Consider the following 13,090-nt stretch of genomic DNA (forward strand, 5'->3'; position numbering starts at 1 on the left):
CCATGAACCCCAACCACTACAGCCGGCGCCAGTTCATCGGCCAGGGCCTGGCCATGGGCGGCGGCCTGCTGCTGGGCACCAGCCTGCTCAGCGGCTGCGGCCCGGATGAGGCCCCCGCCCCCGCCGCCGGGGTTGCCCAGCCGCGGCACGGCGGGCGCCTGCGCCTGGGCATCCTGGACGGCGGCCAGACCGGCAACCTCGACGCCCACAAGCCCATCGGCAGCGGCATCGTGCGCGGCTTTGCGCTGTACAGCAAACTGTGGGAATGGGACGAGCAGATGCAGCCGCGCCTGGCCCTGGCCGAGTTCGCCGAGGCCAGCAGCGACGCGCGCAGCTGGACCCTGCGCCTGCGCCAGGGCCTGGAATTCCACAACGCCAAGACCATCGATGCCGACGACCTGATCTTCTCGATCCGCCGCCTCACCGACCCGCAGCTGGCTTCGCCCTACGCCGCCTTGCTGCACTGGGTGGACCGCGACAACCTGGTCAAGCTCGACAACCGCACGGTGCGCCTGAGTTTCAAGGACGGCCGCAGCTTCCTGCCACTGCCGGAAACCTGGGTGAATTTCGGCGGCATCGTGCCGGTGGACTATCACCCGGTCACCAACCCGGTCGGCGCAGGGCCCTACCGGTTCAAGAGTTTCACCCCCGGCCAGCGCTCGGTGTTCAGCCGCTTCGAGAACTACTACAAGGCCGGCAGGCCGTATGCCGATGAACTGGAGATCATCGACTTCAAGGACCAGGTCTCGCGCCTGGCCGCGCTGCGTGCCGGGCAGATCGACATGGCCAACGGCATGCCCAGCGAGCAGTTGCAGGTGCTCGAGCGCGACCCGCGGCTGAACCTGGTGACGTCGATCAGCGGCAACTGGCTGTCGTTCGAAATGAACACCAGCAAGCCGCCATTCAACGACCCGCGGGTGCGCGAGGCACTGCGCCTGCTGGCCGACCGCGACGAGCTGGTGCGCCGCGCCCTCAACGGCCAGGGCCGCGTGGCCAACGACCTGTACGCCCCGTTCGACCCCACCTTCAACCACGCCCTGCCCCCGCGTGCCCATGACCCGCAGCGCGCCGCGCAACTGCTGCGCGAGGCTGGCCAGGAACACCTGCGGGTGGAACTGGTGACCACCGCCGGGCCGGCGCTGGCCTCGGCGCTGGTGCTGGCCGAGCAGGCCAGGCGCATCGGCGTGACCCTCGATGTGCGCCAGGTCGACAGCGCCACCTTCAACGGCCCGCAGCAGGACCAGTGGCTGCTGAGCACCGGCGGCACCATCGGTGCGCCGTTCCTGGCCAGCGCCATGCACACCGACGCGCCGTTCGCGGTGGCCAACAAGACCCACTTCGACGACCCGCAGTTCACCCAGCTGTTTCTGCAGGCCATGGCCCAGCCGGACCTGGCCAGGCGCACCGCACTGGTCCACCAGGCGCAGCAGATCCAGTACGACAAGGGCGGCCTGCTGATCTGGGGCTATGCCAACCTGCTCGATGCGTTTTCACGCAAGGTCGGCGGCGCGGCGCCGGAGCAGACGTTGTTCAGCACCTGGCGTTTTGAAAACCTGTGGTTGAACAACGCCGCCTGAGCGCTCTGAAAAGTACAAGCGCACCCCTGTAAAAGGCATTTTTCCGTTACACCGCTACCGCCATCATGGCGGCAGCGGCGCTTGCCGCGCCTAACAACAAAAACGGAAAATGCCATGTCAGCGCACGCCCGCCTGCCGTTGGCGGTACTCGCCCGGCGTCACCTGCGCATAGCGCAGGAAAAACCGGCTGAAGTACGCCGGGTCCTTGAAGCCCAGGCTGTAACAGATCTCGTTGGCCGAACTGCCGGTGAACAGCAGCAGGCGCTTGGCTTCCTGCATCAGGCGCTCCAGGATCAGGCGCTTGGACGGCAGGTTGGCGATACGCCGGCACACGTCATTGAGCCGCGCCTCGGTCACCCCTACCCCCAGCGCATAGCGCGACAGCGGCCAGTGCTCCAGGTAATGCGCCTCGATCAGCTCGTTGAAGCGGTGGAACACCTGCAGGTCCTCATGCCGGGTCTGGCGCGCCGGCAGCGAGCGCGCGCACAGGCGCAGCAGGCTGAGCATGATCAGCCGGGTCAGGCTGTCCAGCGCCGGGCCACGGCCCACCTGCGCGGCATTGATCGCGCGGTGCAGCTCGTCGAACAGCAGCACCAGGCGCCGCGCCTCGTCGGCAAACCGTCCCTCCAGCCTGCTCAGCGCCACGCACGCCGGCGCCACCTGCGGCCCAGGCGCCAGCGCAGGGTCGGCTTCGAGCAGTTGCCATACCAGTTGCTGGCGCACGGTCAGCACGTGGCCATCGGCGTCGGGCTCGGTGACGAACGAGTGCGGGATGGTCGGCGGGGTAAGGAAGAACATCGGCCCCGACTCCACGTACTGCTGGTCGTCCAGGTACACCCGCACCGTGCCGCTCTTGACGTAATGCACCTGAAAGTAGCGGTCGTGGCGGTGCACCGGCATGTTGCGGCCGAAAAAGCCGGCCAGGTTGCCGAGCTTGTCGTAATGCACCTCGGCATCGCTGTACCGCTGGTCGTAGACCTGCCCGATGTTGATGTTGGGAATCGGCGTGCGTTCGTTCATGACGGGGTTTCCTGCTGTGTTCCTGTTCTGCCGGCAGCTTAACGCCTGACACGCGCCGCTTGCCTTTCGTTAACATCTTAATTATAACGTTAACACATTAACGATTTGTCCCGCAGGGTGCTTGCCGCCCTGCCCTTGCCAGGAGAAGAGCATGAGCCGTGCCCTGCACGACGTTGCCACCGGCACCCTGTTCGGCGTTGCGCTGAACTACCAGGGGTTGCTGAACCAGCGTCTCGCCGAATTCGAACAGGCGCCGTACCAGAAGCCCCCGGTCAAGCCGGTGCTGTTCATCAAGACCCCCAACACGCGCAACCGCCATGGCGCCCCGGTGGTGTACCCGCAAGGTGTCGAACGCCTGCAGCCGGGCCCGGCGCTGGGCGTGGTGATCGGCAAGCGCGCCAGCCGCGTGAGCGTCGAACAGGCCCTGGAGCACGTGGCCGGCTACACCATCGTCAACGAGTTCAGCCTGCCCGAAGACAGCTACTACCGCCCGGCGGTCAAGGCCAAGTGCCGCGATGGTTTCTGCGTACTCGGCCCTGAGCTGGTGCCGACCGCGCAGGTGGCCGACCCGCATCAGCTGGCCATCGAGCTGTTCGTCAATGGCGAACTGCGCCAGCACAACAGCACCGCCAACCTGGTGCGCAACATCCCGCAGCTGATCGCCGAGATCAGCGAGTTCATGACCCTGCACGCAGGCGACGTGCTGATTACCGGCACCCCCGAAGGCCGCGTGGACGTGCTGCCAGGCGATCAGGTCGAGGTCCGGATCAGCGGCCTGGGCCGCCTGGCCAACCCGATCGTGGCCGAACAGGAGCAACGCTGATGAAACACGCCCGTATCCGTTACCAGGGCCAGGACCACGCCGTGACCGTGGAAGATGGCAACAACGTGCGCCTGGCCGATGGCCGCCTGCTCGCCGAGCACGAGGTGCAGTGGTTGCCGCCGGCCACCGGCAGCATGTTCGCGCTGGGCCTGAACTACGCCGACCACGCCGCCGAACTGGCCTTTGCCGCACCCACCGAGCCGCTGGCCTTCGTCAAGTCGCCCGGTACCTACACCGGCCACAACCAGGTCACCTGGCGCCCGGACAACGTCAAGTACATGCACTACGAGTGCGAGCTGGTGGCGGTGATCGGCAAGCCGGCGCGCAACGTCAGGCGCGAGGACGCGCTGCAGTACCTGGCCGGCTACACGGTGTGCAACGACTACGCGATCCGCGACTACCTGGAGAACTACTACCGCCCCAACCTGCGGGTGAAGAACCGCGACGCCACCACCCCGGTGGGCCCGTGGATGGTCGATGTGGCCGATGTACCGGATGCGTCCAACCTCACCCTGCGCACCTGGATCAACGGTGAGCTCAAGCAGCAGGGCAGCACCCGCGACATGATCTTCGACATCCCCTACCTGATCGAATACCTGTCCAGCTTCATGACCCTGCAACCGGGCGACATGATCGCCACCGGCACCCCCGAAGGCCTGGCCGACGTGGTGCCGGGTGATGAAGTGGTGGTGGAAGTGGAAGGTGTCGGCCGCCTGGTCAACCGCATTGTCAGCGAAGCCGAGTTCTTCGCGCTGAACCCGCAAGAGGCATGAACCCGATGATCAAGCACTGGATCAATGGCCGTGAGGTCGAAAGCAAGGACGTCTTCGTCAACTACAACCCGGCCACCGGCGAGGCCATCGGCGAAGTCGCCAGCGGCGGCGCCGAAGAAGTCGCCCAGGCAGTTGCAGCGGCCCGGGAGGCGTTCCCCAAATGGGCCGGCACCCCGGCCAGGGAGCGCGCGCGGCTGATGCGCAGGCTGGGCGAGCTGATCGAGCAGAACGTGCCCCGGCTGGCCGAGCTGGAAACCCTGGATACCGGCCTGCCGATTCACCAGACCAAGAACGTGCTGATCCCGCGGGCCTCGCACAACTTCGACTTCTTCGCCGAAGTGTGCACGCGCATGGACGGCCACACCTACCCGGTCGACGACCAGATGCTCAACTACACCCTGTACCAGCCGGTCGGCGTGTGTGCGCTGGTGTCGCCGTGGAACGTGCCGTTCATGACCGCCACCTGGAAGACCGCGCCCTGCCTGGCCCTGGGCAACACGGCGGTGCTGAAGATGAGCGAACTGTCGCCGCTGACCGCCAACGAACTGGGCCGCCTGGCGGTCGAGGCCGGCATCCCCAACGGTGTGCTCAACGTGATCCAGGGCTACGGCGCCACCGCAGGCGATGCCCTGGTGCGTCACCCGGACGTACGCGCCATCTCGTTCACCGGCGGCACCGCCACCGGCAAGAAGATCATGCAGACCGCGGGCCTTAAGAAGTACTCGATGGAACTGGGCGGCAAGTCGCCGGTGCTGATCTTCGAGGACGCCGACCTCGAGCGCGCGCTGGACGCGGCGCTGTTCACCATCTTCTCGCTCAACGGCGAGCGCTGCACCGCCGGCAGCCGCATCTTCATTCAAGAGAGCGTGTACCCGCAGTTCGTGGCCGAGTTCGCGGCGCGGGCCAGGCGCCTGATCGTGGGCGACCCGCAAGACCCCAGGACCCAGGTCGGCTCGATGATCACCCAGGCCCACTACGACAAGGTGACCGGCTATATCCGCATCGGCATCGAGGAAGGCGCCACCCTGCTGGCCGGTGGCCTGGAGCGCCCGGCCAACCTGCCGGCGCACCTGGCGCGCGGGCAGTTCATCCAGCCCACGGTGTTTGCCGACGTGAGCAACAGCATGCGCATCGCCCAGGAGGAGATCTTCGGCCCGGTGGTGTGCCTGATCCCGTTCAAGGACGAGGCCGAGGCACTGAAGCTGGCCAACGACACCGAGTACGGGCTGGCCTCGTACATCTGGACCCAGGACATCGGCAAGGCGCATCGCCTGGCCCATGGCATCGAGGCCGGCATGGTGTTCATCAACAGCCAGAACGTGCGTGACCTGCGCCAGCCGTTCGGCGGGGTGAAGGGCTCCGGTACCGGTCGCGAAGGTGGCCAGTACAGCTTCGAGGTGTTTGCCGAGATCAAGAACGTGTGCGTGTCGATGGGCAGCCACGCCATTCCGCGCTGGGGCCTCTGAGGGCTTCGCCGGCAAGGCCGGCTCCTACAGACGGCACAACCCCTGTAGGAGCCGGCCTTGCCGGCGAAAGCACCCGCCCTGACCCACCACAAGAACAACAGATCCAGGAGTACACCACCATGGGCGAAGTCGTCCTCGCAGCCAAAGTCTGCCACGTCCCCTCGATGTACCTGTCCGAACTGCCCGGCAAGCACCACGGTTGCCGCGAGGCCGCCATCGCCGGCCACAAGGAGATCGGCCGCCGCGCCCGCGAACTGGGCGCCGACACCGCCGTGGTGTTCGATGTGCACTGGCTGGTCAACAGCGGCTACCACATCAACTGCGGCGAGCACTTCAAGGGCACCTACACCAGCAACGAACTGCCGCACTTCATCAAGAACATGGACTTCGAGTACCCCGGCCTGCCGGCACTGGGCGAGTTGATCGCACAGGAGGCCAATGCCGCCGACGTGCGCACCCTGGCCCACAACATCCCGAGCCTGGAGCTGGAATACGGCACCCTGGTACCGATGCGCTACATGCACATGGACGTGCCCGCCGCCGACAGACTCAAGGTGGTGTCCATCGCCGCCTGGTGCGCCTGGCACCGCCTGGAAGACAGCTTCACGTTCGGCGCCGCCGTGCGCCGGGCCATCGAGAAGAGCGACCGCAAGGTGCTGGTGCTGGCCTCCGGCTCGCTCTCGCACCGCTTCTCGGATGACCGCAACGCCGAGGCCAACATCCACAACTGGACCCGCGAATTCGACAAGCAGATGGACCTGCGTGTGGTGGAACTGTGGAAGCAGGGCCGCTTCAGGGAGTTCTGCGCGATGCTGCCCGACTACGCCAGCCACTGCTACGGCGAAGGTGGCATGCACGACACCGCGATGCTGCTGGGCCTGCTTGGCGGCGCCGACTACGACAGGCCGGTGGAGGTGCTGACCGAGCCGTTCGGCAGCTCCGGCACCGGCCAGATCAACGCCATCTTCCCCGTCTGACCCCGCCAAGGAGCCCAGGATGCCCCACTTCATCGCCGAGTACACCGACAACCTCCAAGCCCAGGCCGACCTGCCCGGCCTGTTCGAAAAGGTTCACCACTGCCTGGGCGCCACGGGCGTGTTCCCGCTGGGCGGCATCCGCAGCCGTGCGGTGCGCCTGGACACCTGGCGCATGGCCGACGGGCAGCACGACTACGCCTTCGTGCACATGACCCTCAAGGTCGGCCACGGGCGCGACCTGGCCACCCGCGAACAGGTGGCCAAGGCCCTGTTCGCGGTGATCACCGAGCACTTTGCCGACCTGCAGAGCCAGCGCCTGCTGGCCCTGTCGTTCGAAATGATCGAGCTGCACCCGCAACTGAACTTCAAGCAGAACAACGTGCACGCGTTTCTGAACCAGCAGCAGCCGGGCTGAACCCGGCCCTGCGCTCCCCCATCGGCCCTCTGACCAAAAAGAACAAGATCATGAGCACAGCCAATACCGCCGCATCGGCCAGCCTTGCCCAGCACGACTCCACCCACGGCACCGTCACCTGGCGGCTGATGCCGCTGCTGCTGGTCTGCTACCTGTTTGCCCACCTGGACCGCATCAACATCGGCTTCGCCAAGATGCAGATGAGCAGCGACCTGCACTTCAGCGACACGGTGTACGGCTTCGGTGCCGGCCTGTTCTTCATCGCCTACGCGCTGTTCGGCGTACCCAGCAACATGGCCCTGGACCGGGTCGGCCCGCGGCGCTGGATCGCTACCCTGATGATCGTGTGGGGCGCGCTGTCCACCGGCATGCTGTGGGTCGAGTCGGCCTCGGGCTTCTACGTGCTGCGCTTTCTGCTGGGCGTGGCCGAGGCCGGGTTCTTCCCCGGCATCCTGGTGTACCTCAACCGCTGGTACCCGGCCCGGCGCCGTGGCCAGATCACCGCGCTGTTCGCGATTGCCGTGCCGATGGCCGGGGTGATCGGCGGGCCGCTGTCGGGCGGCATCCTGGAACTGTTTCACGACGCCGCCGGCCTGCGCGGCTGGCAGTGGATGTTCCTGATCGAAGGGGCCCCGGTGATGCTGCTGGGCCTGGTGGTGCTCAAGCGCCTGCCCGACAGCTTCGAGCACGTCAGCTGGCTGGACGCCGGCCAGAAGCAGCACCTGCGCGAGCAGTTGGCCAGCGAAGAGCAACGCAAGTCGATCACCTCGTTCGGCGGCATCCTGCGCAACCGTCAGGTATGGCTGCTGGTGGCGGTGTACTTCGCGGTGATGCTGGCGGTCAACACCCTGGCCTTCTGGATGCCGACCCTGATCCACGGCGCCGGTATCGGCAGCGACGGCCGCGTGGGCCTGCTCAGCGCCATCCCCTACCTGGCCGGCTGCCTGTTCATGATCGCCTGCGGGCGCTCGTCCGACCGCCAGCGCGAGCGGCGCTGGCACCTGTGCGTGCCGCTGCTGATGTCGGCACTCGGCATCGCCGTGGCCGGGCTGGCCCCGGGCAACCCGCTGATGGTGCTGGGCGGCCTGATCGTCGCCGGCATGGGCGCCAGCGCCGCCCTGCCGATGTTCTGGCAGCTGCCGCCGGCGTTTCTGTCCAACACCACGCAGGCGGCCGGTATCGCGCTGATCAGCTCGTTCGGCAGCATCGCCTCGTTCCTTGCGCCCTACCTGATCGGCTGGATGCGCGACACCACCCACAGCGCCAGCCTTGCGCTGTACGTGCTGGCCCTGTTCATCGCCCTGGGTGGCCTGCTGGTGCTGCGCACCCGGGCTGCCATCGTCAACCCCCAGTAAGAGATGCCGAACATGCTCGACCCTAGCCAGATCCTTCAAGCCGCCGCCCAGCTCGACCGCGCCGAGCGCAGCCGCGAGCAGGTGCGCCAGTTTTCCCTCGACCACCCGGCCATCGGCATCGAGGACGCCTACGCCATCCAGCGCGCCTGGGTGGCGCAGAAGATCAAGGACGGGCGCAAGCTGGTCGGGCACAAGATCGGCCTGACCTCGCGCGCCATGCAGGTGTCGTCCAACATCACCGAGCCGGACTTCGGCGCGCTGCTCGACGACATGTTTTTCGACGAAGGCAGCGACATCCCCTTCGAACGCTTCATCGTGCCGCGGGTGGAGGTGGAGCTGGCGTTCATCCTCGGCAAACCCCTCAAGGGGCCCAATGTGACCCTGTTCGATGTACTGGATGCCACCGAATGGGTGATCCCGGCGCTGGAGATCATCGATGCGCGCATCCAGCAGGTGGACCCGCACAGTGGCGCCACGCGCAAGGTGTTCGACACCATCTCCGACAACGCCGCCAATGCCGGGGTGGTGATGGGTGGGCGCGCGGTGCGCCCGGGCGACATCGACCTGCGCAAGGTGCCGGCGGTGCTGTACCGCAACGGCGTGATCGAGGAATCCGGGGTGTCGGCGGCGGTGCTCAACCACCCGGCCAAGGGCGTGGCGTGGCTGGCCAACAAGCTGGCGCCGTATGACGTGGCGCTGGAGGCCGGCCAGGTGATCCTGGGCGGTTCGTTCACCCGGCCGGTGGCCGCCAACCCCGGCGATACCTTCCATGTCGACTACGACATGCTCGGTTCCATCGCCTGCCGTTTTGTCTGACCTTCGGAGACTGCCATGCACCTGCCTGTGAACCGTTTCAAACAACGCCTGGCCAGTGGCGAGCCGCAGATCGGCCTGTGGCTGGGGCTGGCCAGCGCCTATTGCGCGGAGCTGGCGGCCAATGCCGGCTTCGACTGGCTGCTGATCGATGGCGAGCATGCGCCCAACGACCTGCGCGGCATGCTCGCGCAGCTGCAGGCGGTGGCGCCCTACCCTGGCGAGGCGATCATCCGCCCGGTGATCGGCGACACCGCGCTGATCAAGCAGGTGCTGGACATCGGCGTGCAGACGCTGCTGGTGCCGATGGTGGAAAGCGCGGCCCAGGCCGGCGAGCTGGTGCGCGCCATGCGCTACCCGCCACTGGGCGTGCGCGGGGTGGGCAGTGCACTGGCGCGGGCGTCGCGCTGGAACAGCATCCCCGGCTACCTGGACCAGGCCGATGCGCAGATGTGCCTGCTGGTGCAGATCGAGAGCGCCGAGGGGCTGGCGCAGCTGGACCGGATTGCGGCCGTGGAGGGGGTGGACGGGGTGTTCATCGGCCCGGCCGACCTGAGTGCGTCGATGGGGCACCGGGGCAATCCGGGGCACCCTGACGTGCAGGCGGCAATCGAAGACGCGATCGTGCGGATTCAGCGTGCGGGCAAGGCGGCCGGGATTCTCAGCGCCGATGAAGCGCTGGCGCGCCGATACATCGAACTGGGCGCGGCGTTCGTGGCGGTGGGGGTGGATACCACGGTGCTGATGCGCGGGTTGCAGGGGTTGGTGGGCAAGTTCAAGGGTGAGGCGGCACCTGTCGACAAGGCTGGCGGGGTGTATTGATCTGACGGGCCTCTTCGCCGGCAAGGCCGGCTCCTACACAGGCTGCCGTGTCTGCAGGAGCCGGCCTTGCCGACGAATGAGTTAGCGCCGTACTTGCTTCAGTTCTTCCAGCAACCCCAGCAACTGCTGCAGCTTCTGTTCACCGAACTGGTCCTGCAGCTGCTGGTAGTTGGCCTCCATGCTCTGGCTCATGGAGTCGAAACACGCCACGCCCTTGTCCGCCAGCTTGACCAGCACCCGCCGCTGGTCCTGCTCGGCCTTGCGCCGGCACACCAGCCCCGCCGCCTCCATGCGCACCAGCACACCGGTCATGCTCGGCTTGAGGATGCACGCCTGTTCGGCCAGCCGGTAGATCTCCAGCTCGCCCTGCTGGCTGAGGATACGAATGACCCGCCACTGCTGCTCGGTCAGGCCATGCTGGTTGAGCGAGGGGCGGAAGAAGCTCATTGCCGCCTCGCGGGCTTGCAACAAGGTAAGAGTCAGCGAAACACGAGGTTTGGACATGGAAGGCTACGGTCATCAGGTTATTTGTTAACACTTTAACAAAGAAGCCGGCGGCCACCTACCCGCCTGCGCAGCGCTGGCACCCGCGGTCAAGGCACGCGGCACGCAGGATCAAGACACGCCACCCCGCCAAGCCCCCTAATAGGCCTCGAAAGCTCCTCCACTTTTCAGGCTGCGCCATGATCACGATCGAAACGCCGACCTACTACACGGCAACCAAGAAATACAACCTGAGCTTCCCGACCCTGGAACACGATGAAGACGCGGACGTGGTCATCATCGGCGGCGGGTTTTCCGGCATCAACACGGCGCTGGAGCTGGCCGAAAAGGGCATCACCAACATCGTCGTACTCGAGGCCCGCTACCTGGGCTTTGGCGGCACCGGGCGCAACGGCGGGCAGATCATGGCCGGCATCGGCCACGACCTTGAAAAGATCAAATCAGCCGTGGGCGAAGATGGCCTGCGCCAGATCTTCGAGATCAGCGACCTGGGCGCCGACATCATCAAGCAGCGCATCGCCCGGTACGCCATCGATGCCGACTTCTGCCACGGCTATGGCTACATGGGCTTCAATGCCCGCCAGGAGAAAACCCTGCGCGCCTGGGAGAAAGACTTCAAGTCGGTGAATTCCCAGCACGAGATCCGCTTTCTGGGCGGCAGCGAGGTCAGCCAGATCATCGGCTCCAACGCCTACGGCAGCGCCCTGCTGCACATGGGCGGCGGGCATGTGCACTCGCTCAACCTGCTGCTGGGCGAGGCCAAGGCCGTGGCCGGGCATGGCGTGCGCATCTTCGAGAACAGCCCGGCGCTGCAGGTGCAGTACGGCGAGCGCATCACCGTGCGCACCGGCCGCGGCTCGGTACGCGCCAGCAAGCTGCTGTGGGCCTGCGACAGCTTTCTGAACAGGCTTGAACCCGAACTGCACCGCTCCACCATCAACACCTACGCCTTCCAGATGATGACCGAGCCGCTGCCCGAGGATCTGATCCGGCGCATCAGCCCGATTCGCGGCGCCTACAGCGACATCCGCCCGGTGATCGACTACTACCGCGTGACCAACGAGAACCGTCTGCTGTTCGGCGCCGCGACGCCGCTGGTGGAGCATATCCCACGCGACCTCAAGGCCTGGAACCGGGCATTGATGCTGAAGATCTTCCCGTACCTGAAGGACGTGAAGATCGACCTGGCCTGGGGTGGCCCGATGGCCTGCAGCCCCAACCTGTTCCCGCAGGTCGGCACCCTGCCCGGGCGCAGCAATGCGTTCTACGTGCAGGGCTACTCCGGGTTCGGCGTGACGCCCAGCCACATCATCTGCAAGGTGCTGGCCGAGGGCATGAGCGAAGGCTCGGCCCGCTATGACCTGGTCAGTTCGATCCCGCGCCCGACGATTGTCGGCAAGGACCATATCCGCCCGCTGCTGCTCACGGCCGGCAAATCCTGGCACCAGCTGTCGGGGTACTGGAATGGCCGGCGCTGACCCCCCTTTTTTTCCACTGTTCAAGGAACACTGCCATGACCCTGACTGCACTCAAGCACAACATCCAGCTCGGCGAACTCGACGCCTGGGGCACCGTTGCCGACCTGGGCTCGGAGATTCTCGAAGGCGAGGTGCGTGCCTTCGGCAAGATGACCTTCGGCGCGCCGACCGACGCGCTCAGCAGCGCCTACTTCGGTACCACCCAGGGCAGGTTCCGCATGGTCTACCCGTTCAACGAGCAGGCCACGGTGATGACGGGCGAAGTGCGCCTGACCGATGAAAGCACCGGGCAGAGCACGCTGTACAAGGTGGGCGACAGCTGGTTCGTGACCAAGGGCACACCGGTGCTGTGGGAGGTGCTGAGCGAGAGCTTCGTGAAGCATTACCTGGCGGTGGCCTGACGGGCCTCTTCGCCGGCAAGGCCGGCTCCTACGGGATGACGCGGTGCCTGTAGGAGCCGGCCTTGCCGGCGAAGGCATCACCTCGGTGCCGCGCCCAGCGCATCCCCGAACACCACCCACATCGCCCGCAACCGCCGCGCGTACGCCTGCGGCCCGGCATAGATCAGCTCTACATTCAGGCTGTCCACCACCCCCAGATACGCGTCCACATACACCCCCCGCCGCGCCACCGGCACCTGCGGCAGGCACGTGCCCAGCGCCTGCTCGAACACCTCGCCCAGCCGCGCCAGGTACCCCTCGAAGCCTGCCGAGATGATCGGCCGCAGCGCCGCCGGCGGAAAGAACGCGGTACGCAGCAGAAACCGCAGGTGCGCCGACTGCTGATAGCGCTCACCCAGGCAGTGGGCATAGCCGGCCCCCGGCAACGCGTCATCGCACTGCGCAAAGCACTGCTCCACATACAGCCGCTCGGCCTCCACCGCACGCTCGAACACCGCCTCGAACAGGTCGTCCTTGCTGCTGAAGTGCGCATACAGCGACGGCTTGCGCATGCCGGCCGCCGCCGCGATGTCGTTGAGCGAGGCGGCATCGTAGCCATGCTCGGCAAACTGCTCGACCGCGATCGCGCAGACCTTCTGCGCCGAAGGCGTGAGGGTTCTCATGCAG

The 13,090-nt window shown here is 66.5% G+C and carries 14 protein-coding genes; 11 read left to right on the top strand and 3 right to left on the bottom strand.

From position 1 onward, the window contains the following. Nucleotides 1-2: 2 nt before the first annotated feature. Nucleotides 3-1,577 carry an ABC transporter substrate-binding protein gene (locus MF6396_RS18405; RefSeq protein WP_078481236.1) on the top strand — a complete coding sequence of 525 codons (1,575 nt, stop codon included), beginning with the start codon at nt 3-5 and terminating at the stop codon, nt 1,575-1,577. Nucleotides 1,578-1,694: 117 nt separating this feature from the next. On the opposite strand, the gene hpaA is transcribed toward MF6396_RS18405, so the two are convergent. After that, complete coding sequence (gene hpaA, locus MF6396_RS18410) at nt 1,695-2,597, bottom strand: 4-hydroxyphenylacetate catabolism regulatory protein HpaA (RefSeq protein ID WP_078481238.1); 903 nt, start codon at nt 2,595-2,597, stop codon at nt 1,695-1,697. 151 nt (nt 2,598-2,748) lie between these two features. Here hpaA and MF6396_RS18415 point away from each other — a divergent pair, with 151 nt between their 5' ends. The 8 genes from MF6396_RS18415 (at nt 2,749) to hpaI (ending at nt 10,041) form a co-directional block, all read left to right on the top strand. Continuing rightward, entirely contained in the window at nt 2,749-3,420 is a 672-nt protein-coding gene (locus MF6396_RS18415) for a fumarylacetoacetate hydrolase family protein (protein WP_043860075.1), read from the top strand. Beyond that, nucleotides 3,420-4,193, top strand: a complete 774-nt coding sequence (locus MF6396_RS18420) for a fumarylacetoacetate hydrolase family protein (RefSeq protein ID WP_054914429.1) — start codon at nt 3,420-3,422, stop codon at nt 4,191-4,193. Before MF6396_RS18415 ends, MF6396_RS18420 begins: the two co-directional genes overlap by 1 nt. A gap of 5 nt (nt 4,194-4,198) precedes the next feature. After that, on the top strand, nt 4,199-5,659 hold the full coding sequence (gene hpaE, locus MF6396_RS18425) for a 5-carboxymethyl-2-hydroxymuconate semialdehyde dehydrogenase (protein ID WP_043860079.1): 1,461 nt from the start codon (nt 4,199-4,201) through the stop codon (nt 5,657-5,659). A 119-nt stretch (nt 5,660-5,778) separates the two neighbouring features. Further along, nucleotides 5,779-6,636, top strand: coding sequence for a 3,4-dihydroxyphenylacetate 2,3-dioxygenase (gene hpaD, locus MF6396_RS18430; RefSeq protein WP_043860073.1), 858 nt, complete (start codon nt 5,779-5,781; stop codon nt 6,634-6,636). Between the two features lie 19 nt (nt 6,637-6,655). Next, nucleotides 6,656-7,051: a 5-carboxymethyl-2-hydroxymuconate Delta-isomerase gene (locus MF6396_RS18435; RefSeq protein ID WP_043860072.1), complete on the top strand. Its 396-nt coding sequence runs from the start codon at nt 6,656-6,658 to the stop codon at nt 7,049-7,051. Between the two features lie 50 nt (nt 7,052-7,101). Then, complete coding sequence (locus MF6396_RS18440) at nt 7,102-8,406, top strand: MFS transporter (RefSeq protein ID WP_043860071.1); 1,305 nt, start codon at nt 7,102-7,104, stop codon at nt 8,404-8,406. Between the two features lie 12 nt (nt 8,407-8,418). Beyond that, nucleotides 8,419-9,222 carry a 2-oxo-hept-4-ene-1,7-dioate hydratase gene (gene hpaH, locus MF6396_RS18445; protein ID WP_043860070.1) on the top strand — a complete coding sequence of 268 codons (804 nt, stop codon included), beginning with the start codon at nt 8,419-8,421 and terminating at the stop codon, nt 9,220-9,222. Nucleotides 9,223-9,237: 15 nt separating this feature from the next. Then, entirely contained in the window at nt 9,238-10,041 is an 804-nt protein-coding gene (gene hpaI / locus MF6396_RS18450; protein ID WP_058540257.1) for a 4-hydroxy-2-oxoheptanedioate aldolase, read from the top strand. 81 nt (nt 10,042-10,122) lie between these two features. Here hpaI and hpaR read toward each other — a convergent pair whose 3' ends face one another. After that, the gene (gene hpaR / locus MF6396_RS18455; protein ID WP_043860068.1) at nt 10,123-10,545 is read right to left on the bottom strand and encodes a homoprotocatechuate degradation operon regulator HpaR; all 423 of its coding nucleotides are present in this window, start codon (nt 10,543-10,545) and stop codon (nt 10,123-10,125) included. A 179-nt stretch (nt 10,546-10,724) separates the two neighbouring features. Between hpaR and MF6396_RS18460 the strand changes: the two genes are divergently transcribed. Both MF6396_RS18460 and MF6396_RS18465 read left to right on the top strand, forming a co-directional pair. Next, nucleotides 10,725-12,023 (top strand): NAD(P)/FAD-dependent oxidoreductase, encoded by a 1,299-nt coding sequence (locus MF6396_RS18460; RefSeq protein WP_078481239.1) that lies wholly within the window; start codon nt 10,725-10,727, stop codon nt 12,021-12,023. A gap of 35 nt (nt 12,024-12,058) precedes the next feature. Beyond that, nucleotides 12,059-12,424 carry a cupin domain-containing protein gene (locus tag MF6396_RS18465; protein WP_058540258.1) on the top strand — a complete coding sequence of 122 codons (366 nt, stop codon included), beginning with the start codon at nt 12,059-12,061 and terminating at the stop codon, nt 12,422-12,424. Nucleotides 12,425-12,501: 77 nt separating this feature from the next. On the opposite strand, the gene MF6396_RS18470 is transcribed toward MF6396_RS18465, so the two are convergent. Continuing rightward, complete coding sequence (locus MF6396_RS18470; RefSeq protein WP_078481241.1) at nt 12,502-13,086, bottom strand: TetR/AcrR family transcriptional regulator; 585 nt, start codon at nt 13,084-13,086, stop codon at nt 12,502-12,504. Between the last annotated feature and the right edge of the window lie 4 nt (nt 13,087-13,090).

Source organism: Pseudomonas sp. MF6396, assembly GCF_002018915.1.
In the GTDB taxonomy this organism is placed as follows: Bacteria; Pseudomonadota; Gammaproteobacteria; order Pseudomonadales; family Pseudomonadaceae; genus Aquipseudomonas; species Aquipseudomonas palmensis.